Source organism: Frigidibacter oleivorans (genome assembly GCF_003993775.1).
Taxonomy (GTDB): domain Bacteria; phylum Pseudomonadota; class Alphaproteobacteria; order Rhodobacterales; family Rhodobacteraceae; genus Frigidibacter; species Frigidibacter oleivorans.
The window spans coordinates 1-16,203 of the sequence record NZ_RJRZ01000003.1; the positions used below are offsets into that span (position 1 = coordinate 1).

General features: G+C 65.8%; 34 protein-coding genes and 2 pseudogenes. 7 read left to right on the forward strand and 29 right to left on the reverse strand.

Features of this window, described 5'->3' with window-relative positions; all coding sequences use genetic code 11:
- The 24 genes from EEY80_RS05145 to EEY80_RS05260 form a co-directional block, all read right to left on the reverse strand.
- The coding region (locus EEY80_RS05145; protein ID WP_235829720.1) for an N-acetylmuramoyl-L-alanine amidase at nt 1-489 on the reverse strand (489 nt) is incomplete at its 3' end.
- A gap of 68 nt (nt 490-557) precedes the next feature.
- A complete protein-coding gene (locus tag EEY80_RS05150) occupies nt 558-929 on the reverse strand; it encodes a helix-turn-helix domain-containing protein (RefSeq protein WP_126975520.1) in 372 nt (123 codons plus the stop codon).
- Nucleotides 926-1,213, reverse strand: coding sequence for a hypothetical protein (locus tag EEY80_RS05155; protein ID WP_126975521.1), 288 nt, complete (start codon nt 1,211-1,213; stop codon nt 926-928). The genes EEY80_RS05150 and EEY80_RS05155 overlap by 4 nt, the downstream gene beginning before the upstream one ends.
- Complete coding sequence (locus EEY80_RS05160; RefSeq protein ID WP_126975522.1) at nt 1,210-1,455, reverse strand: hypothetical protein; 246 nt, start codon at nt 1,453-1,455, stop codon at nt 1,210-1,212. The genes EEY80_RS05155 and EEY80_RS05160 overlap by 4 nt, the downstream gene beginning before the upstream one ends.
- Nucleotides 1,456-1,485: 30 nt before the next feature.
- Nucleotides 1,486-1,698 carry a hypothetical protein gene (locus EEY80_RS05165; protein WP_126975523.1) on the reverse strand — a complete coding sequence of 71 codons (213 nt, stop codon included), beginning with the start codon at nt 1,696-1,698 and terminating at the stop codon, nt 1,486-1,488.
- 1 nt (nt 1,699) lies between these two features.
- Nucleotides 1,700-1,891, reverse strand: coding sequence for a hypothetical protein (locus tag EEY80_RS05170; RefSeq protein WP_126975524.1), 192 nt, complete (start codon nt 1,889-1,891; stop codon nt 1,700-1,702).
- Between the two features lie 30 nt (nt 1,892-1,921).
- Nucleotides 1,922-2,566 (reverse strand): phage antirepressor N-terminal domain-containing protein, encoded by a 645-nt coding sequence (locus tag EEY80_RS05175; RefSeq protein WP_126975525.1) that lies wholly within the window; start codon nt 2,564-2,566, stop codon nt 1,922-1,924.
- A 246-nt stretch (nt 2,567-2,812) separates the two neighbouring features.
- Nucleotides 2,813-3,277 carry a gp16 family protein gene (locus tag EEY80_RS05180; protein WP_235829721.1) on the reverse strand — a complete coding sequence of 155 codons (465 nt, stop codon included), beginning with the start codon at nt 3,275-3,277 and terminating at the stop codon, nt 2,813-2,815.
- Nucleotides 3,274-3,477, reverse strand: a complete 204-nt coding sequence (locus EEY80_RS05185; protein WP_126975526.1) for a hypothetical protein — start codon at nt 3,475-3,477, stop codon at nt 3,274-3,276. Before EEY80_RS05185 ends, EEY80_RS05180 begins: the two co-directional genes overlap by 4 nt.
- Nucleotides 3,474-3,698 carry a hypothetical protein gene (locus EEY80_RS05190; RefSeq protein ID WP_126975527.1) on the reverse strand — a complete coding sequence of 75 codons (225 nt, stop codon included), beginning with the start codon at nt 3,696-3,698 and terminating at the stop codon, nt 3,474-3,476. Before EEY80_RS05190 ends, EEY80_RS05185 begins: the two co-directional genes overlap by 4 nt.
- Nucleotides 3,682-3,903: a hypothetical protein gene (locus EEY80_RS20360; RefSeq protein WP_235829722.1), complete on the reverse strand. Its 222-nt coding sequence runs from the start codon at nt 3,901-3,903 to the stop codon at nt 3,682-3,684. The genes EEY80_RS05190 and EEY80_RS20360 overlap by 17 nt, the downstream gene beginning before the upstream one ends.
- A gap of 122 nt (nt 3,904-4,025) precedes the next feature.
- Nucleotides 4,026-4,265, reverse strand: coding sequence for a hypothetical protein (locus tag EEY80_RS05200; protein WP_126975529.1), 240 nt, complete (start codon nt 4,263-4,265; stop codon nt 4,026-4,028).
- On the reverse strand, nt 4,265-4,459 hold the full coding sequence (locus EEY80_RS05205; protein ID WP_126975530.1) for a hypothetical protein: 195 nt from the start codon (nt 4,457-4,459) through the stop codon (nt 4,265-4,267). Before EEY80_RS05205 ends, EEY80_RS05200 begins: the two co-directional genes overlap by 1 nt.
- The gene (locus tag EEY80_RS05210) at nt 4,456-5,106 is read right to left on the reverse strand and encodes a DUF3164 family protein (RefSeq protein WP_126975531.1); all 651 of its coding nucleotides are present in this window, start codon (nt 5,104-5,106) and stop codon (nt 4,456-4,458) included. Before EEY80_RS05210 ends, EEY80_RS05205 begins: the two co-directional genes overlap by 4 nt.
- Nucleotides 5,107-5,161: 55 nt before the next feature.
- Nucleotides 5,162-5,527, reverse strand: a complete 366-nt coding sequence (locus EEY80_RS05215; RefSeq protein ID WP_235829723.1) for a hypothetical protein — start codon at nt 5,525-5,527, stop codon at nt 5,162-5,164.
- On the reverse strand, nt 5,524-6,114 hold the full coding sequence (locus EEY80_RS05220; RefSeq protein ID WP_164738150.1) for a MarR family transcriptional regulator: 591 nt from the start codon (nt 6,112-6,114) through the stop codon (nt 5,524-5,526). The genes EEY80_RS05215 and EEY80_RS05220 overlap by 4 nt, the downstream gene beginning before the upstream one ends.
- Nucleotides 6,114-6,866 carry an AAA family ATPase gene (locus EEY80_RS05225; protein WP_126975533.1) on the reverse strand — a complete coding sequence of 251 codons (753 nt, stop codon included), beginning with the start codon at nt 6,864-6,866 and terminating at the stop codon, nt 6,114-6,116. The genes EEY80_RS05220 and EEY80_RS05225 overlap by 1 nt, the downstream gene beginning before the upstream one ends.
- Nucleotides 6,867-6,924: 58 nt before the next feature.
- Nucleotides 6,925-9,057 (reverse strand): transposase domain-containing protein, encoded by a 2,133-nt coding sequence (locus EEY80_RS05230; RefSeq protein WP_126975534.1) that lies wholly within the window; start codon nt 9,055-9,057, stop codon nt 6,925-6,927.
- On the reverse strand, nt 9,054-9,953 hold the full coding sequence (locus EEY80_RS05235) for a ParB/RepB/Spo0J family partition protein (protein ID WP_126975535.1): 900 nt from the start codon (nt 9,951-9,953) through the stop codon (nt 9,054-9,056). Before EEY80_RS05235 ends, EEY80_RS05230 begins: the two co-directional genes overlap by 4 nt.
- Complete coding sequence (locus tag EEY80_RS05240) at nt 9,950-10,210, reverse strand: hypothetical protein (protein ID WP_126975536.1); 261 nt, start codon at nt 10,208-10,210, stop codon at nt 9,950-9,952. Before EEY80_RS05240 ends, EEY80_RS05235 begins: the two co-directional genes overlap by 4 nt.
- Complete coding sequence (locus tag EEY80_RS05245) at nt 10,207-10,437, reverse strand: hypothetical protein (RefSeq protein WP_126975537.1); 231 nt, start codon at nt 10,435-10,437, stop codon at nt 10,207-10,209. The genes EEY80_RS05240 and EEY80_RS05245 overlap by 4 nt, the downstream gene beginning before the upstream one ends.
- Entirely contained in the window at nt 10,434-10,748 is a 315-nt protein-coding gene (locus EEY80_RS05250; RefSeq protein ID WP_126975538.1) for a hypothetical protein, read from the reverse strand. Before EEY80_RS05250 ends, EEY80_RS05245 begins: the two co-directional genes overlap by 4 nt.
- Nucleotides 10,745-10,966, reverse strand: coding sequence for a hypothetical protein (locus EEY80_RS05255; protein WP_126975539.1), 222 nt, complete (start codon nt 10,964-10,966; stop codon nt 10,745-10,747). The genes EEY80_RS05250 and EEY80_RS05255 overlap by 4 nt, the downstream gene beginning before the upstream one ends.
- Nucleotides 10,963-11,190 (reverse strand): hypothetical protein, encoded by a 228-nt coding sequence (locus tag EEY80_RS05260; protein ID WP_126975540.1) that lies wholly within the window; start codon nt 11,188-11,190, stop codon nt 10,963-10,965. The genes EEY80_RS05255 and EEY80_RS05260 overlap by 4 nt, the downstream gene beginning before the upstream one ends.
- A 171-nt stretch (nt 11,191-11,361) precedes the next feature.
- Here EEY80_RS05260 and EEY80_RS05265 point away from each other — a divergent pair, with 171 nt between their 5' ends.
- Complete coding sequence (locus EEY80_RS05265) at nt 11,362-11,571, forward strand: hypothetical protein (protein ID WP_126975541.1); 210 nt, start codon at nt 11,362-11,364, stop codon at nt 11,569-11,571.
- Nucleotides 11,572-11,605: 34 nt separating this feature from the next.
- Here EEY80_RS05265 and EEY80_RS05270 read toward each other — a convergent pair whose 3' ends face one another.
- Genes EEY80_RS05270 through EEY80_RS05280 form a run of 3 tightly spaced genes read right to left on the reverse strand, consistent with a single transcriptional unit; the run spans nt 11,606 to nt 12,695 of the window.
- Nucleotides 11,606-11,959, reverse strand: coding sequence for a hypothetical protein (locus EEY80_RS05270; RefSeq protein WP_126975542.1), 354 nt, complete (start codon nt 11,957-11,959; stop codon nt 11,606-11,608).
- A complete protein-coding gene (locus tag EEY80_RS05275; protein WP_164738151.1) occupies nt 11,956-12,450 on the reverse strand; it encodes a helix-turn-helix domain-containing protein in 495 nt (164 codons plus the stop codon). The genes EEY80_RS05270 and EEY80_RS05275 overlap by 4 nt, the downstream gene beginning before the upstream one ends.
- Nucleotides 12,447-12,695, reverse strand: coding sequence for a hypothetical protein (locus EEY80_RS05280; protein WP_126975544.1), 249 nt, complete (start codon nt 12,693-12,695; stop codon nt 12,447-12,449). Before EEY80_RS05280 ends, EEY80_RS05275 begins: the two co-directional genes overlap by 4 nt.
- Before the next feature lie 90 nt (nt 12,696-12,785).
- Here EEY80_RS05280 and EEY80_RS05285 point away from each other — a divergent pair, with 90 nt between their 5' ends.
- Complete coding sequence (locus tag EEY80_RS05285) at nt 12,786-13,472, forward strand: S24 family peptidase (protein WP_126975545.1); 687 nt, start codon at nt 12,786-12,788, stop codon at nt 13,470-13,472.
- A gap of 102 nt (nt 13,473-13,574) precedes the next feature.
- On the forward strand, nt 13,575-13,892 hold the full coding sequence (locus tag EEY80_RS20005) for a hypothetical protein (RefSeq protein ID WP_164738149.1): 318 nt from the start codon (nt 13,575-13,577) through the stop codon (nt 13,890-13,892).
- On the opposite strand, the gene EEY80_RS20695 is transcribed toward EEY80_RS20005, so the two are convergent.
- The gene (locus tag EEY80_RS20695; protein ID WP_126975546.1) at nt 13,810-14,109 is read right to left on the reverse strand and encodes a BRO-N domain-containing protein; all 300 of its coding nucleotides are present in this window, start codon (nt 14,107-14,109) and stop codon (nt 13,810-13,812) included. The two genes, EEY80_RS20005 and EEY80_RS20695, sit on opposite strands and share 83 nt — an antisense overlap.
- A 70-nt stretch (nt 14,110-14,179) precedes the next feature.
- Here EEY80_RS20695 and EEY80_RS20570 point away from each other — a divergent pair, with 70 nt between their 5' ends.
- On the forward strand, nt 14,180-14,350 hold the full coding sequence (locus EEY80_RS20570; RefSeq protein WP_268885646.1) for a YbjQ family protein: 171 nt from the start codon (nt 14,180-14,182) through the stop codon (nt 14,348-14,350).
- Between the two features lie 408 nt (nt 14,351-14,758).
- On the opposite strand, the pseudogene EEY80_RS20750 reads toward EEY80_RS20570, so the two are convergent.
- A pseudogene (locus EEY80_RS20750) lies at nt 14,759-14,852 on the reverse strand (DUF3883 domain-containing protein); the annotation flags it as partial.
- A gap of 498 nt (nt 14,853-15,350) precedes the next feature.
- Between EEY80_RS20750 and EEY80_RS05305 the strand changes: the two are divergent.
- From EEY80_RS05305 to EEY80_RS20700, 3 genes and pseudogenes are all read left to right on the forward strand, one after another.
- Complete coding sequence (locus EEY80_RS05305; RefSeq protein ID WP_126975548.1) at nt 15,351-15,575, forward strand: hypothetical protein; 225 nt, start codon at nt 15,351-15,353, stop codon at nt 15,573-15,575.
- The gene (locus EEY80_RS20010) at nt 15,575-15,727 is read left to right on the forward strand and encodes a hypothetical protein (RefSeq protein WP_164738152.1); all 153 of its coding nucleotides are present in this window, start codon (nt 15,575-15,577) and stop codon (nt 15,725-15,727) included. The genes EEY80_RS05305 and EEY80_RS20010 overlap by 1 nt, the downstream gene beginning before the upstream one ends.
- Nucleotides 15,728-15,785: 58 nt before the next feature.
- Nucleotides 15,786-16,193 (forward strand): annotated as a pseudogene (locus EEY80_RS20700) (DNA cytosine methyltransferase); the annotation flags it as partial.
- Nucleotides 16,194-16,203 lie beyond the last annotated feature (10 nt).

The following is a 16,203-nucleotide window of genomic DNA, read 5'->3' on the forward strand; positions in this document are numbered from 1 at the left end:
CGCGCCGATCTGCGGCTCGGGGTATGGCATCCAGAGCCCGTGCCCGTGCTGACTCGTCTCGATCAGCTCGATCCCGAAGAGCGAGATCGACAACAGCTCTCCCCACCACGCCCGCGCCATCGTCTCCGAGGCCCAGGTCATCTGCCCGGCATTCACCATCTCGATGCCGAGCGAGAAGTCGTTGCATCCGGACCGGCCCTGCCAGGTGGATTTTCCCGCATGCCAGGCGGCGCGGTTCGCTGGCACCTGCTGGGTGATCTGCCCGTCGCGTTCCACCACGAAATGCACCGACACCTTGGCGTCGTTCCGGGCGAGGTAGGAGGCGGCGGCACCGGGGGCAAGACGGCTGGCGGTGTCGTGCAGCACCACGATCTCGGGGGCGATCTCGCCGCCCATCCATTGCGCCTCCTGGAAGGGCACGCCCATCAGGCGGTGGTTCTCGATCCGCATCACGTTCTGGCCCCCATGGCTGAAACTCCGGGCGGTCATTGCCCAAGCCGACGGGGCCACAATGGCCGGAGGCGCGACGCGAAAACGCCCGCAAGGATTTGCGGGCGTCAGAAGAGGCGCATCTGCCGGGGATCGGACGGAGGATCGGTCTTACTGCGCTTCAGCCAGGATCTGACCGTCACATCCGTCGCATGCAGTCTGCGGGCGATCTCGGCCACAGGCAAGCCCTGCGACCGGAGCACTGCGGCGATCCACGGCTTGGCCGTCGGCACCCGCCGGGGTAGCAGCTCCTCCGCCAGTGCCAGTGCCTTGTCGCGGCCGACCAAGGCGGCGACCCGGTTGCGCCCCTGCGGCGAGGCGGCGATGTAGATCTCCGCGCCCCCGAAGGTCATGAGGAACTCTACCGCAAGATCGAGGCCGAGGACGCGGACATAGGGCGCGACATGCGCCGGGGGCGAAGGGCTGGGCGCGGCAGTCATGCGATACCACCCGCCACCAGCTCGCGCTGCGACAGCGTCACGGTGAAGAGATCCGCCGGCAGGCCGCTGCCCTCGAGCCTCACCCAGAGGGCCCGGCCGCTGAAGGGCGGCGCCGGATCTCCGAGGCCGATCTCGAGCCGGCCGGACCCGTCCGTGAACAGCCCCTTGAAGACGCCTTCATCGGCGTCGAAATCCAGTTCGCAGCACTCGTCGATGACATGGGAGATCAGCGTGTCCCGCGTCGCCAGATCGAGCGCCCGGCGCAGCTCCTGTTCCCGGGTCATGCGCGCCCCCGCTTGCGGCCGAGCCGGATATCGGGGCTGCCGGTCGAGACGACGGTCACGACGCGTCCCGCTTCGATCCGGTAGTTCCAGCCCTCGATCGTCGTGCCGCAGGCGCCCATCTCCACCGCGCGGTCGACCTTGCGGCCGATCTCGTCCCGGATGCCTTCGACGTCCATGCCGAGCACCCGCTCGAGATAGCGCAGCAGCGCATGATCGGTGATGATGGCGCGAGGCTTCTTCATGCGGCCCTCCGGCAGAGGGCCGCATGATGGTCAGGCATCGGGCGGCACGAAGCCCCGCGGCACGTAGTCGAGCAGCGTCTCGGCGGCAGGGTAGAGCCGGTCGGATATGAGCTCGAGCAGCATCGGAAGCTCGGCATCGCCCGCGAGGATCGCGTGGCGATCTGCGAGGATGGCCTGCAGCCCCCGCAGCGCGAGAGCGGCAGAATAGGCCGCGTCGCGCGGGTCTGAGGAAGAAGAGCACATGTCAGTGGTCCTCTTCGAAGGGGACACCGGCTTCCACAAGCGTCCTGATGATCAGTTCCGACGAGAACGCCTGCGCGGAGTTCAGGATGCCTTGCAGATCCGGGCTGATGCTGGAGAACTTTATGGACAGCAACATCAAGAGCGTCTGGATCGTATCGCCATATCGCGCGTCCAGATCTTCCGCCAGTTTCACTGCCCATTCTGGATTGTACGATTCCATCCCTCAGGCCCCCGCGAAGAGCGAAAGCTGACGGGCATCGCCGCCGTTCAGGGGCGAGCCCTGCGGGGCCTCGGGGATCGCGCCGATCCGCAGCAGGTCGCGGATCGTCTCGATCAGCCGCTTCTGGGTGTAGGAGGTGTTCTGCACCAGCATCGCCCAGGTCCAGCCATTCGCCACCGCATCGCGGACCCTGCCGCGGATCGGCCTGGCCGACACGTAGTCCGACAGGAAGCCCTGCAACTGCGTCACCGCCTCCCGGCTCTCGCCCAGCAGCCGGTCGTGGTAATGCGTGGCCAGCACCAGCTTGATCTCGTCCAGCAGCCGGTTCAGCGGCGCGCGCGCCTCCTCCTTCACCCGGCTCGGGCTGATCGTGGCGAGCCACATCAGGAAGTCCGCATAGGCAATGCAAAGCATCTCGCGCTGCTTCCCGTCCTCGGCAACCGTGGTGATGAACACCACGGTTCCCCGGTAGTTTGGGGCTGTCAGCTTGGCGTGCTGGCTCTTCCAGTCCAGCCCCATGATCTCGCAGATCGGACGCGCGGGAATGAAGGCTTCCCCGTCGCGCCAGAGCCACGCGACCTCGCGGCCGTTGAGTTTCAGATAGTCGATCAGATCGCCCTGAAAGGGCAGCGGGATGACATTGGTCATCTGGTTCTCCGTTGGTTACGCGGGGACGAAGCCCCCGGGTGTTAGAACGACTGCCAACGGACAGCCTCCCCGCGCCTTTAGGCCGAAGCCTTGGACATGCGCACAGGGCACCCGGAGAGGAAATCGCTTCAAGGGAAGCGCCGTCTCGGGGCGTAACCGCCGTTGGTAGCTCGGTCAGGGCGGGTTCTAAACCGCTGGCTGACGGGGCCACGATGCGGCGGTTCGCCGGAATTGTCAAATGTGGGATCATCTCCGCCCCCCGTCGCGATAGGGCACGCCGGCGCGCTGGCACATCGCCTTCAGCGCGTCGAGGATGTCGGCGATCTGGCGATGATCGGTCATCGCGTCGATGTCGATCGGCACCGATCCCCAGACGCTGCCAAAGCGCGAGCGGATGAAGGCGTTGAGGCCGCGCGGCCCCGGCTGCCGCACGACGCCCCGCTCGGCCATCAGCCGCCAGAGCACATGGGCATAGCGGACATCGGCTCGGCGCGCGGGGGGCCGACCCCGACCGCCGCGGGCGGGGGTGCCGAACGGCTTGAAGCCCCGGCTCTTGAGCGCCTCGACCACCGCCTGCAGCTCGGCCTCGCTCATGTCGCGCAGTGAGGCCTTGCCGGTGACGGCCAGCTGCAGGTCGTGGCGGGTATCGGCGTCGAGCCCGAGCTCGCGGCAGCCGACATGGATCATCCGTTGCAGGGATCGATCGGTCACTGGTGCCTCCCAAACATGCGCTGGACCTCTGCCTGCACCGCGTGGCGATGCACCGGGCAGTCCGGCGCGAAGAAAAGGCCGCCGCAGGCGAGCAATATCTCGTGCGCCAGGCTGGATTGATGGTCGGTCCCCGGACAGATGCAGCCCTTCGCGTGAGCGTCCGGCGTGTCGGGAACGACGATGGCGAGCGACAGGGTCATGAGAGCAGCGCCTCCAGCTCGCGAGCGATCTCGTGCAGATCGTGACCGACAGGCTCCCCTTCGCCGTCGCCAGGCATGGGGTGCACCCACACTGCGCGATCGCGGCAGCCGGGGCCGTTGCTGGCAACGATCAGGCTGGAGTCCCTGTCCAGCACCTTGGCCAGCGCCTCTTCGATGATCTCGACGCGCTGCCAGATCGGCATGTCAGCAGTCAGCGTCATTGGAGCCTGCGAAGTAGCTGGGGCGGCGCGCAAACTCGGCCGCGATGAAGTCTTCTGCGAAGAGCGGAAACTTGGCCTCCATCCGGCGCCGAAGGTTGCGCTGGCGCACCCGAGCCTTGGCCGATTGGCTCCAGCGCCTGATCGGCCGCTGTTCGATGCATTCCCATCCGACGGAATACCCGCTTCCCGGAACGAAGCTCTCCATGATCTCGGCCGGGACCGGGTGAGGCGTTTCGCACAAAACCGCGGCCAGTACCTTCGGCCCCGGCGGGGGCTCGTAGGGGTTTCTCCATGCCAGGGTGCAGCGCCATTTTGCGGATCGCTGGGTCATTTCTTCACCACCAGGGACAGCGGGGATTGGGACGGTTTGGGCGGGTCTTCGTTGAAGAGGCGCGCGAGGCGCGCCTGCTCGCCCTGCGCGATGGCCGAGAACATCTCGGGCTCATCCTCGGCGCAGCGCGCGGCCTCGGCGAAGAGCCGGCTCACGTCCGAGTGCCAGCGGTCGCGCGCGGACAGCAGCCTGTTCGACGCCTCCCGCAACAACCGCTGGAACTCGAGCGGGCTCATCATCGCCCACCCAGTGCCAGGCCTGCCGCAAAGAGCAGGATGATCGATGCCGCGAGCCCGGCGGCCGAGAGGATCAGGGCGGCCCGCGCGCCGGTGCTTTCCTTGGTGAGCGACCAGCTGACCGCAACGGCCAGGACGAAGGTCGGGATGAACAGAAAGAGGGCCGCGGCCAGCAATACCCACCCCATCGTCAAGCCCTCGCCAGATCGATGGTGACGGGCTCCCAGGGCGCATCCGAGGCGCTGCGGCGGTAGAAGCGCACGTAGCTCTTCGAGCCGACCACCCGCATCGCGTCGCGGATCGCCTGCATCGCCTGCTTCCAGCGCGGGTCGGAGATCTCCAGCCGCAGCAGATGATAGAGCGCCGCCCGGTTGATCTGGCCTTCCTTGTCGGTGTTGAAGGCGCGGGTGATGACGGCTCGAAGCTCTTCGGCCGCACCTGCGCTCCACTCGGTCAGGCATTCGTCGACGAGCGTCTTCGCGACCTGCAGCTCGGGGCCGAAGACGACGTGGTCCGCGACCTGGACGGTGACCTTGTAGAGCCCGTCATAGCTCATCAGCGTCTTGTTGCCCTTCCGGCCGCCGACGGTGGCGCCGTAGCGCTCCGCGATCAGGTCTTCGAAGGCCCCGAGGTTCTCGAAGAAGTGCCCCAGGAAACGCGACAGCTGCTCGGAGAGCGCCACCGCATGGCCGATCTCCTGCCGCACCAGCTCGTCCTCCATGACGTGCTGGGGCTTGACGATGCCCACCGGCAGCTTGGCGCCGTCGGGGCCTAGGATGTGCTCGACGCCGTCCAGGACCGTTCGGCCGGACGGGATCTGCGCGGGCGGGTAATGGGTCATTGCAAGGCTCCTTTCAGGAGGGGGATCATGTCCTCCGGCGCGTCGGCGCCGGGTCTCACTTCTGGGCGCGGGGGCAGGAGCGGCAGGCCTTGAACATGCGCACCCTTTCGCTGTTTTCGTTCGAGAACGACCGGCTCCGCGCCATCCAGTCGCGGCAGGCGGCCGTGGATATGATGCCGAGCGCGGGACACCGGACCGTGCTGTTCATGAAGACGCCGCGAACCACCTCCTCGACCGCCGACATGTCCCCGGCGTACTTGGCGCGCAGGACGGTCGACACGAGGGCGGGCGAGCGGTTCATCAGCGCGGCAACCTTGGTCTGGCTGCTGGTCGCGCACTCCTTGGCCAGCACCATGACCCAGTCGGGGATGTCGTCGCCCCACGACGCCCGGGCGATCTCGGTGGGAGTAGCGCCGGTCACAGCGAGGCCTCCGCCGGATAGACCGCTCCGGTATTCGGGTCATAGACCTGCCGGACCCGCTGCACCTGCGGCGCCCGAGGCCCTGACGCACGGATCAGCCGGTAGCGCGCGATGCGGGCCTGCGAAGGATCGGCCTTGCTCAGCACCCGCAGATATCCCGCCGCCAGCAGCCGCTTGCAGTAGTCCTTCGCCGTGGCCTCGGGAATGTCGATCGAGGCGTTCTGCATCAGGTCCCGGTAGTCGAAATCCCGCAGGCCGCACATCGCGAGCCAGAGCTGGGCGGTCACCTCGCCCTGGCTGACGCGGCTGCCATCCGCACGGACGCGCGGCGCGTGATGCCCGACATCCCTGATCAGCTTCCAGGTGCCGGCATGCCCAACGGGCGGCTCGGTGAACTCCAGATGCCCGGCCTCGGTCAGGGCCTTGAGGTAGCGGGTGACCGTCGACCGGTTCAGCTTCGTGCGCTGCACCAGCTCGGCCACGGTGATCCGGTCGGGAACCTTCTTCAGCGCCAGCCACATCGCCTGGCGGCCGTCTCCGTTCTGGTCGGCGGGGCGCCGGCCCATGCTTTTCGCGAGCGCGGCCATCAGTGGATCCTCCGGGGCGCCGGCGCCCGGCCGTCCATCCAGCGGATATGCGGGATGTCCTTCTCCCCGATCTCGGTCTTGCCCTCGATCCGGGCGTAGTCCTTGACCTGGTTCAGGTTCGAGACGATCCGCCGGGCGACCGCCTGAGACTCGACCAGTGTCTTTTCCAGGACCGCCTGCGACAGCGTCAGCTCGGGGCATTTGAGCCTGGCGAACACGCTGGTCTCCCGCAGGTCCGCGGGCTGTGCCTGTTCCCAGGCGAGGATGCGGTTATGCACCCGCTCCCACCGCACCAGCGACTGCGGCAGCGACTCCTCGCCGATCAGGATCACCGATGCGCCGTGAGAGCTCTCATAGATATCGTGGACCAGCTTCATCATGCTGTCGGTGCAGAGGATGTGCGCCTCGTCCAGGAGCAGCGGGCGGGCCGATTTCAGCAGTTCCTCCCCGATCTTCTCGACGCTGTCTGCCACCGTGCGGCCGGAGGGGATGCCGAGGTTCTTGCAGATCTTCTCGACCAGGGTTTTCCGGGTCCAGACCGACTTGACCTCGACCCAGCAGGCCCGGGTCGCCTGGGTGTTGTAGAGGGCCGCCTGGGACTTCCCGTAGCCGGAAAATCCGTGAAAGCAGGCCATCCCCGGCATGCCTTCGTCCCGCCCGGTCACCCTGCGGATCAGCGCCCCGAGCAACATGACGTTGCGCAGCGGTGCCACGTTCTTCACCAGGTTGATTTCGTCTCTTCCGTCCAACATGCTCTTCTCCCCTCGTCACGATCCGCCGCCGTGGGCCAGCCCGACCCCGGCGGCGCCTTTATCCGATGGCCTGCGCGCCGTGCCGGTCGAACAGGTCCCGCTGCGCGAGATAGACCGGGTGGGTATGCAGACGGCCCCAGAACTCGGCGTCCTCCGCCGGGATCGCCTCGCCGGCCGCCATCCGGTTCTCGATGTCGAGCAGGCGCCAGAAGCGCGCGACCTCCGGATCCTGCTGCACCGGTTCGGGCTTTGGCGCGAAGTCGACCTGCAGCACCGTCAGCTCCTCGTCCCGCGACGTGTCGGGCACCGGCAATGCCGCCTGGATCAGGCCGCCGCCCTTCTTGCGCAGTTCGATCTGATTGAGCCGGTCGAGCTGAACCACGACAGCCTCGAGCGGCGATGGCTGCGGCTTCGGCAGGGCATCAAGCCGCTTTGCGATCTGGCCGATCGAAAGGGGGCGCAGATCGGACAGCCGCGCGCGGGCCTCTTTGAGGCGGCGGCTGTTTTCCCTGGCAAGGGCACGGGCGGAAGCGATGTCCTTGAAGTGCGACTTCTGGCGGCAGGCGGCGAATCCGAGATATTCCCCGGTCATGCTGTAGAGGTACGCCCCCTCGTGCAGATCCTCGGGATTGAAGCGCGCGGTCACCGTCTGACCCGCGATCTCGCTCATCCATTCCGACCAGTAGCTGTTTTTGTAGAGCGTGATCTGGCCGTTGTTCTGGTGCAACTTGCGCACATACATCGCCATCAGGCACAGCCGCAGCTGCTCTTCCTTGGCCTGCCGGATCGGCGTGCGCTGGTAGCTTTCGGCGAAGGTTTCGTCGAAGCTGCGGCCCTGGGCGGTATGCGACCGGCGGCCGGGGCGGGCGTTGTGCTCGTGGATCCCTTCCTCGACGACATCGACGAAGTAGTTGAGGTCGATGGCCTTCGACATGTAGTTCTCGGGCTTGGCATCGATGTGGTTGCCGACATAGGCCCCGGCGAAACGGGGATCCAAGGCGATGTCCTCGGCAAAGTCCTTGAAGGCCCGCTCGATCGGCTTTGCCTGCCCGTGCGCGACGGTTGCAAAGCTCATGCCGATTCCCAGCATGCCGAGGACGCCGATAGGCTCTTCCTCAGCCAACTTGAAACGGAAGCGGTGCTGCGCGCCGCCCGTCATGTCCTTGTTGGCGAACTCCATCCCGTTGTCGAAAAGGCAATGCTGCGGGATGCCGTAGTCCTTCAGCATCTTCATGAAGGCCTGCATCACAGCGACCTTGTTGGGATTGAGGTCGATGGCCCAGGACAGGATCTTCCCCGAATAGATGTCCTGGAAGACGATCAGCTGGGGGCGCACCGGGTTCTTCACCCCTGGCCACCAGACGAACACATCGATCTTGTGGCAGTCGGCGTTCACCATCTGCAGGGCGGCCATCGTGCTGCGGTCGCGGATTTGGGGCGGGAAGCGCCGACGCAGGCCCGAAAGTCCTTCGCGGGCAAACACCTGGTCAAGCATCGGCACGTTGGCATCGAGCCACCGACGGGCGGTGCGTTCGGTTAGGCCTTCCAGGCCGCTGCCCTTGCAGATCTTCATGGCATCGCGCCAGCAATGGCTGAAGCCTGGTCCTTCGAGCCGCAGGTAGAGCCCTTTGAGCAGGGTATAGAACTCGTCGGAGGCCTGCGCTTTCGCCCGCTTCGGCGCTGCGGCCCGGTGCCGGGGGGCGAGGTAGGGCAGCCGGTCGGCGGCGTCCACGCTCTCGACCATCCCGAACCAGTTCCAGATCGTGCGGGATGCGATCTGCGCCTGCCGCGCCACCGTCTCGACGGCGAGGTTCTTGCCGAGCGGCGGCTCCAGCGCCTCGACCTGCTGGAGGATGGCAAGCCGGCTCCGGGCGGAGGCCTTCGGCTTCTCGGGAAGTCCCTCGAACCAGGCCCAGGCCTCGCCGCGCTCCATGGGGGCCGGTGCCTCGTCCCGGGGCGCCGCAGCCGCCTTCAGCAGCGCAGTCTGCGCGCGCAGGGGCAGCAGGCGCCAGCTGTACTCCCACCCGCCGCCACGGCCGGCTCGCCGACGGGCGAGGTGGGGATCGGTCCGCCAGGCCAGCCGCTTGCACAGCGCATCGACGCCTTGCCGGGTCGAGGGCAGATCGGGCAGGCCGCTCTCGGCCAGCTCCTGGGGGCTCCACCATTGCTGATCGGGGGTGAGGCGGGTCATTCTGCGGCCACCGCCTCTTCCGCGGCTGCCGTCTCGTCCGCCGCCTCGGACCAGTTGTTGAGCGCGGCGCCAGAGTTCTGCGCGTGCCAGATTTCCCGCGCGAATTCGAAGAGGAACCGCTTGCGGGCCGCAGCTCCGGCCCGCGTCCAGGCATCCGACAGGTCGCGGAACTGCGTGTCGACGGGGTCCTTCACCGGGGCTTCAACGCCGGCTTCAACGCGCAGGCTCTTCCGCGCGGCGGCGGCGGACTTGGCATTGCCAGAGGCGAGACGCAGCACCACCGCGGACCGTTCCTCGGGGTCCGCGATCTTCGCCAGCGCCTTCAGGTCTTCCATCGTCACCCGGCCCGGCGCGCTGTCCAGTTGGGCAGCTTCTTCGGGCGTCAGCCGCTCGCCTGCCTGCAATGCGCGCTTAATCGTAGGTTCCGAAACCCCGAAGGCATCGGCGATGGTTCTGGTCAGGGTCAAATTGATCCCGACCAGATTCCCGGTGTGCTGGTTGCCCTTGAAGGTGCCCGGCGCGCGGTCGGGATGCATCGCGTAATAGTCCCGTTTCCAGCTCGCGACGAAGACGGCCGTCTGCAGCGGCGTCATCCGCGCAACGCCCAGGTTGTTGCTCGCCTCCATGGCGCGGGCCTCGTCGGCCCTGCACTCCAGGACCAGGGCCGCGATATCTGCCAGCCCCAGCCGGCGCGACACCTCCAACCGATGCGCGCCGTCGATCAGCACGTAGCGGCCCTGCACCTTTCGGACATGGATCGGCGTGGTGATGCCGGTGTCCTGCGCCATCAGCATCAGGTTCTCGATCGCTTGTTCCCGGACCTCGCGCAGTCGGCCTTCGACTGCGATCTGATCGAGAGGAAGCCGGATCACGTTGCCGCCGTTGAGGAATTTCATGCGACGGCTCCCTTGATGGTGCGGATCGCCAAGCGGGCCTCGGTGATCAGCGACGTCGCCTTGACCAAGACCTCATCAGCCGTGTCGGAAATGATCTCGAGCCGCGCGCTGTCCTTTTCGGACATAATCTGCTCAATGCTCGCGTCGTCGAGATGCGCCTCGGCGCAGAGGCGTTCGACCATCTTGAAAAGGGTCTGAAGATCCCAATCGATGCGGGCGAGGAGTTGATCGATCTGCAGCGGCTGGGGTTTAGTCATGTCGAGGTCGGCTCCTTCGTCATCCGGTAGTAAAATCGGCGGGCGCCGTTCACGATCTGCGCCTGGCAGTCGATCTCGGCGCCGTGCTGGCGCAGCTCCGCGATGCAGGCGTTCACCGCCATCACCCGCGCCCGCCGCACGATGTCGCGCGTCGTATGGGGCCGGCCGTCCTTCAGCAGGGTCAGCACCCGCTGCAGCCGGGGCGAGGCGAGCGGTGCCGCGTTCATCTGAGGCCCGCACGTCCCGAGGAGTGCGCGGCCTTCCGCATCGCCGGCAGGCCGGGCGCCCGCTCGCCCCAGGCCACGGCCTCGCCCCGGCTGCAGATCGGGCAGAGCCGGTCGTGAATACCCTCGCTGGCGAAGACCCGGTCGCACTTGAGGCAGGGCCGGTCCTGTGGCGCCCGGGTGGTCGAGAGGCGGGCTGCAAAGGCCTCTGCCGTCTCCCGCCGGACGAAGACCGGGCTGACCCGCTCTCCGCCGCTCGTCACCGTCCAGCCGAGCGGCCGCTCGGTCACGCGGAACTGCTGCTGATCCGTCATCGATCCCTCCGGTTCAGGAAGTTGAGGAGCGCCGCCAGATCGCCGGTGGCGCGAAGCGCCTTCAGCTCGGCGAGGATGCCGTCGACGGCGCTCACATAGCCGTCGGTCGCCTGGTCCCGGGCCTCGCCGGGCTGCGTGGGATCGGACATCAGGTGATCCGCCGCGATGGCCTCGGTCACCAGCTGGTTGATGCGCGCAAGGCGCTTGGCGGGGCTCATTGCAGCACCCCCGCGGCCACGACGAGCGCGATGCCGGTCAGCCCGAGGCAGAAGGCCCCGAGCAGATCGCCGATCCAGCATTCCTCGATCCGGGCGTTGAGCCGGACGAGCCAGCGCCAGCCGGCGCGCAGGACCTTGCGCCGGCTGGCCGGCTCACGCGCCGCATGCCGAGTGGTGGCAGCCTGCTCGTCGGCGCGGAGAGCGGGTTTCGCGAGGAACATCATGCGAACCTCCCGGCTATGCCGAGCGGGTTCCGCATGCTAAACTGGCGGCTCCAAGGGGTGTTCACAGCGCCCCTCGGAGCCTTCATCCCTGAATGACCACAACATCCAAGGACGATACGATTGCCGAACAACGGAGACTTCACACGCGACCTCCAGGCACTGGAGGCGCGCTTGACGCAGAAGATCATGGCCGAAACCAGCAAGGTGAACGTCGGCCTGATCAGGTACATCGGCGCGCGGTCTTGCGTGATCAAGGCGATGCTCGACGAACTGGACGACGCGCAGGTCGAGCGCATCAAGGCGCGTTCGGAAGCGATCGCAGGCAATGAGGAGGTCAAGGGATACGTGCGGGAGTTCTTCAGGCCATCGGACGAAGGCTGACCCCTGTCCGCGGGAAAGCTGGCGCGTGCGAGGGTCATTTGCGGCCTCGCACCGCTGGTCCCGAGATAGTGGCTGCCAGAAGAACCAATTCGCCGACAAATGCATTGCCATCTTCCGGCAGTCGCCAGACGCCACGGTCCTGGCACTCTTTCAGCCATGCCAGCACTTCGCGCCACGGATTGGCGGCGAAGTAGATCCGGCATTCGAGATTGAACTTCTCCTCGGCAGTCATGAACCTGCTGTGCAGCTCCGGCTCGGGCGGTGCGACTGCCTCGACATCGATGGGGCTCACGTGGAGCTCCGGGCAGATGAACAGCGCCACGCTGCGGCGCAGGCGGGGAAGAAGGACGCGGCCTGAGGCAACGAAGGTCGAGGTATCCGCGGTCATTGCGCACCCCGCCCGAACAGCAGCCAGTCTGCGCTGACGCCGAACCGCTCCGTCAGTGCCCGAAGGAAGTTGCGCGACGGCTCGCTCCGCCCGGCCTCTATGTTGCCGATATATCCTTGGCTGACGCCGAGTGCCGTGGCCAAGGCCCGCTGTGACAGCTCCCGCGATCTCCTGAAGGCGCGCAGGCGATCGGCGGTCGTTTCCCCATCCGGTGTTTCGGCCTTCGATCGCAGTTCCGCGGAGGGCATCTGTCCGTCCGTCACCTCGGCCTTCAGCCGTTCCGCGGAGGGCACCTGTCCCTCGGGAAACGCAGCCTCGACCGCGCGACGCAGACTGGCAAACGCATTGCGCGTGCCGGCAGTCTCGGCAGCTACCCCGCTGCGCAGCAGCGCCCCACCCGGACCAAAATACGGATCCAGATAGGAGCTGGGTGCCAGCTCCGGGCAGATGAACAGCGCCACACTGCGACGCAGGCGGGACAGGCGCATCATGCGGCCTTCTCCTTGGTTTTCTGAGGACGGGGGATGTCGCGCGGCCAGTCCAAGTCGGCGGGCCAGTGGTCCGAGAACCATTGCATCAGGCGCGCGGCGGTCGCCGTACGGCAGTCGCCACCCTCCTTCAGGCCCTTGAAGAAGTCTCCCTTGCCGAAGGCGCGCATCGAGATGGCGAAATGCGTCACGCCATCATGCTGGGCGAGCGTGTCGGCGAGGAGAATAAAGGTGGTTCTCTGATCCATGCACAATTCATAGCCAATTTGAGCCATCAAGATCAAGCCCAATGTGGCTAACTATTGTCGAGTTAGCCAGAATCGGCTAACCGTGCGTCGATGGATGAGGTTCTGGCAGCCATAGATGCCGCACTGGCGGAGAAGGGGCTCTCCGACGCGGCGGCGTCGAAGCTGGCCGTTGGCAACTACTCCCTGATCAAAAACATGCGGTTAGCCCGGGCTAAAAACCCTGAAGACCGGCGGTACAACTACTTCGCCTTGGCCCGCTTGGCGGAGGTGCTGGACCTTGAATGCTACTTTGGTCCTCGTCGACCAGATGAGCCGGTTCAGGCGGCATCACAGACCGAGTTCGCGTTGGTTCCACTGCATCGGGCATCTCTTGCCGCAGGCGCCGGAAGCGAGAACGAATCCGAGCGGGTGATCGCCCATCTCGCGTTCCGTAAGGACTGGCTCAGGCAGCTCCATGTTTCACCTGCCAATGCCGTAATTGCACGGACAGCCGGCGACAGCATGGCGCCGACGATCCACGATCAGGACATGCTGTTAGTTGATCGGGCCCGGGCTCAGCCACCGATTAAAGTGCGAGATCCGCAGGACAAGCGGCCGGCGCCAATCTATGCCCTCCTCGACGACGGCGCCGCGCGCGTGAAGCGCATCGAGCTTGCCTCGCCGGGAAACCTAGCACTTCTATCAGACAATCCAAGTTATCCGCCCGAGTTCAGACCAACCCGATCGGTTTCGATCATCGGTCGGGTGGTTTGGTGGGGGCACACGAATCGGGAGTGAATTTCTATGACTTTTAGGCACTTAGCGTGGGTTACCGTTTTGTTGGTTGGCTGCACCTCGTCCGACGACTTTGAGACCAAGCCGTTTGACCGCGAGGTGGTGGTGAGCGAGAACTACCAGCAGGTGTTTTCGCGGATGAACCGCACCTACTGGCGATGCCAGGGAGAAGGGGGCGGCATTCAGGTCAACAGCCAACTTTATCCTGACCTCGGATATGGCGAAATCGTGCAGTACGCCTCAATGATCGTCCAGGCGCCGCAGGTGCTTATCCGGGTCGAGAAGGTGCCCCAAGGTGCGCGGGTTCGGATTAAGCTCGCAAACATTGGTGCTCAGGGCTTCATGGCAGACGGATTTGCCCGTTGGGCGGAGGGTGACACCCGCTGTGCTCCTTGGCGGCAGCCGTCTTCGAGCGACACCTGACAGTCACCCGCTTGCGGAACCGCTTCGCGGCAGGTTTCCGGCTCATCATGATAAGGGCGTAGAGACAGTCCTCCGTGACGGCCGTCATGGTCTGCTGCCGGCCAAGGGTGTCCACTAGACGGGACACCCTTTCGTCGCCATCAGCGGATAGAGGCCGCTTCGGAGACCAGTGCGGCGTGCGGATTTCCGCGATTTTCGCCTCGAATACCGTCGGCATTGCCGACACGCCTCGGGGGAATACCGTAACTGAAGTTTAGGGTATTCGGGTTGAGGATCTGTCGCTCGTCATCGTCCAGGCTCTCGACGAGCTGCGGCGCGAGGCCCACGCACTCGGTGCCGACGCCGTCGTGGGCGTGGACCTCGACTATTCCGAGATCTCCGGGGGCGGGAAGAGCATGCTGTTCCTGGTCGCCAGCGGCACGGCGGTGACCCTCCACGATGGCAAGACGCCCGCCTAGAGCCCCAAAACCAGTTGCATGTTCGCTGCCGCCGCCGCCGCCCCGGATACGGGTCGAAGTCGCGTCAATTCAATGCCTTGCACGGAACATGCAAATCCCAGACGAACATGCGGCCCCATTTGCATGTTCCGCCAGTCCGCCGACGGCACCCGAGTAGCGCTGAAGGGCCGTTCAAGCCTTGTTTTACTGGCGTTTAACCGCACCTTCATGGCCGGCGCCAGCGAGCCTCCACATGCCCTGGTCAAGCGTCAGAGCGGCCGGTCTGCGCCTCACTGCAAGACATGGCGCCCCGGCTTCCCTTGATGCCCAAACTCCCCGCAAGCCCCTGATTTTCAGGCGTCATTCGGTTTCTTCCGGCTTCATCGGGGTTCTTCCGGCTTCCTGCAAATCTCTCTGTCACACAACAGCTGTAGCGGCGCCCGGAGATGTCGTCGGCCAGCATCGCGAAGTAATCCGCGACGGTCAGGTCGTTCTCTTCATCCGTCCAGGGCCCGTTCGACATTGCGCCAGGCTATGGGCGCGAAGTCTGTTTGTCATCAGAGACTTCCGGCAGTGAATTCGCTGCTGTGGCTGGCCCCATGCACCAGCGCCAAGGCATGCTGATCGGCCGCCACGGAGCCGTCCTTCTGACCGCCCTGCGCCTTCGTGTCCGTCTCCGTCAGCGGATTATCTCACGAACAGGACGAACCCATGAACCCAGCAACCCATTGGAATTTCGAGGATGTTTCGCGCCGTCCCGTCGCCGTCGAGGGGCGTTCAAAGAGAGACGCAGGCCATTCGGAGACCCGTTCTGCGGCAAGCGCTCAGTCTCCGAAGGGCGGATGGCGCAGCCAACACCCTTTGAAACAAAAGAAAAAAGGCCCCAATCGGGGCCCTTGGACGGATTCTGTATCTGAATGTGGCGGACAGAGAGTGCGCCATCACATCGACAGATGTAAGACAAAACAATGGGTTGATGCCCCAACGCGCCGCAATCGGTGCAGCAGACCGTGCAGCAAATATGGACGAGGCGAGACCGCCTCTGCGGGCCATCGCACCCCATGGTTCCCCCTATGACAGGGGCGACGCCGACGCCTATTACGGCCGCCGATTCCGCCCGCACAAATGGCTGGATGACATGGGCGTCGAGGAGGCCACCGATCTGTCCGTTGAGGAGATCGAGGCCTATACCGCCGGCTTCGACGACAACCCCAGCGGCCGGAAGCCTTGGGGGGACGCGGATTGATGGACCGTTCCGAACCCCCTGGCCACATCGAAGATCCTGACCACACCCCCGACGCCGATTGGGAGGCCTATCGCTGGACCCGGTTCGACCTCGCCATGACGATCGGTTCCTGCCTCGCCGCGCTGGCGCTGATGTGCTGGGTGGGTCGATGACATGGTGCTGGCTCCCCGAAACTGCCTCTCCCTCTGTGCAGGCGGCGGCGGACTTGACATGGGTCTTGGCCTTGCCGAGCCGGGCGCTGCCACCGCCTGCTTTGTCGAGATCGACGACTATCCGCGCCAATCCCTTATCGCCGCCCAGCGCGCCGGCTACCTCCATCCCGCCCCGATCTGGGACGATCTCAAGCTGTTCAGCGGACGGCCATGGCGAGGCCACATCGACACCCTGCTCGCCGGCTATCCCTGCCAGCCGTTTTCCCACGCGGGACAGCGTCGGGGCGCCGACGATCCGCGACACCTCTGGCCCCACATCGCCCGCATCATCGACGAGCTTGGCCCCGGCCTCCGCTGGGTCTTCCTCGAAAACGTCGCCGGCCACATCAGCCTTGGCGGTGAAACCGTGCTGCGAGAGGTTCGAGACCTGGGCTTCGCGGTTGCGGCTGGCCTCTTCACGTCGGCTGAAACAGGCG

Coding starts and splice junctions, on each gene's coding strand:
- EEY80_RS05275 (WP_164738151.1), bottom strand. CDS start 12,450: ATGATGCGCCTGTCCCGCCTGCGTCGCAGTGTGGCGCTGTTCATCTGC.
- EEY80_RS05285 (WP_126975545.1), top strand. CDS start 12,786: ATGGATGAGGTTCTGGCAGCCATAGATGCCGCACTGGCGGAGAAGGGG.
- EEY80_RS20695 (WP_126975546.1), bottom strand. CDS start 14,109: ATGCCGACGGTATTCGAGGCGAAAATCGCGGAAATCCGCACGCCGCAC.
- EEY80_RS05185 (WP_126975526.1), bottom strand. CDS start 3,477: ATGACCCTGTCGCTCGCCATCGTCGTTCCCGACACGCCGGACGCTCAC.
- EEY80_RS05230 (WP_126975534.1), bottom strand. CDS start 9,057: ATGACCCGCCTCACCCCCGATCAGCAATGGTGGAGCCCCCAGGAGCTG.
- EEY80_RS05225 (WP_126975533.1), bottom strand. CDS start 6,866: ATGTTGGACGGAAGAGACGAAATCAACCTGGTGAAGAACGTGGCACCG.
- EEY80_RS05245 (WP_126975537.1), bottom strand. CDS start 10,437: ATGAACGCGGCACCGCTCGCCTCGCCCCGGCTGCAGCGGGTGCTGACC.
- EEY80_RS05270 (WP_126975542.1), bottom strand. CDS start 11,959: ATGACCGCGGATACCTCGACCTTCGTTGCCTCAGGCCGCGTCCTTCTT.
- EEY80_RS05260 (WP_126975540.1), bottom strand. CDS start 11,190: ATGATGTTCCTCGCGAAACCCGCTCTCCGCGCCGACGAGCAGGCTGCC.
- EEY80_RS05175 (WP_126975525.1), bottom strand. CDS start 2,566: ATGACCAATGTCATCCCGCTGCCCTTTCAGGGCGATCTGATCGACTAT.
- EEY80_RS20010 (WP_164738152.1), top strand. CDS start 15,575: ATGGACCGTTCCGAACCCCCTGGCCACATCGAAGATCCTGACCACACC.
- EEY80_RS05240 (WP_126975536.1), bottom strand. CDS start 10,210: ATGACTAAACCCCAGCCGCTGCAGATCGATCAACTCCTCGCCCGCATC.
- EEY80_RS05255 (WP_126975539.1), bottom strand. CDS start 10,966: ATGAGCCCCGCCAAGCGCCTTGCGCGCATCAACCAGCTGGTGACCGAG.
- EEY80_RS05210 (WP_126975531.1), bottom strand. CDS start 5,106: ATGACCCATTACCCGCCCGCGCAGATCCCGTCCGGCCGAACGGTCCTG.
- EEY80_RS05165 (WP_126975523.1), bottom strand. CDS start 1,698: ATGTGCTCTTCTTCCTCAGACCCGCGCGACGCGGCCTATTCTGCCGCT.
- EEY80_RS05200 (WP_126975529.1), bottom strand. CDS start 4,265: ATGAGCCCGCTCGAGTTCCAGCGGTTGTTGCGGGAGGCGTCGAACAGG.
- EEY80_RS05235 (WP_126975535.1), bottom strand. CDS start 9,953: ATGAAATTCCTCAACGGCGGCAACGTGATCCGGCTTCCTCTCGATCAG.
- EEY80_RS05250 (WP_126975538.1), bottom strand. CDS start 10,748: ATGACGGATCAGCAGCAGTTCCGCGTGACCGAGCGGCCGCTCGGCTGG.
- EEY80_RS05190 (WP_126975527.1), bottom strand. CDS start 3,698: ATGACGCTGACTGCTGACATGCCGATCTGGCAGCGCGTCGAGATCATC.
- EEY80_RS05305 (WP_126975548.1), top strand. CDS start 15,351: ATGGACGAGGCGAGACCGCCTCTGCGGGCCATCGCACCCCATGGTTCC.
- EEY80_RS05220 (WP_164738150.1), bottom strand. CDS start 6,114: ATGGCCGCGCTCGCGAAAAGCATGGGCCGGCGCCCCGCCGACCAGAAC.
- EEY80_RS20360 (WP_235829722.1), bottom strand. CDS start 3,903: ATGGAGAGCTTCGTTCCGGGAAGCGGGTATTCCGTCGGATGGGAATGC.
- EEY80_RS05280 (WP_126975544.1), bottom strand. CDS start 12,695: ATGGATCAGAGAACCACCTTTATTCTCCTCGCCGACACGCTCGCCCAG.
- EEY80_RS05155 (WP_126975521.1), bottom strand. CDS start 1,213: ATGACCCGGGAACAGGAGCTGCGCCGGGCGCTCGATCTGGCGACGCGG.
- EEY80_RS05150 (WP_126975520.1), bottom strand. CDS start 929: ATGACTGCCGCGCCCAGCCCTTCGCCCCCGGCGCATGTCGCGCCCTAT.
- EEY80_RS05160 (WP_126975522.1), bottom strand. CDS start 1,455: ATGAAGAAGCCTCGCGCCATCATCACCGATCATGCGCTGCTGCGCTAT.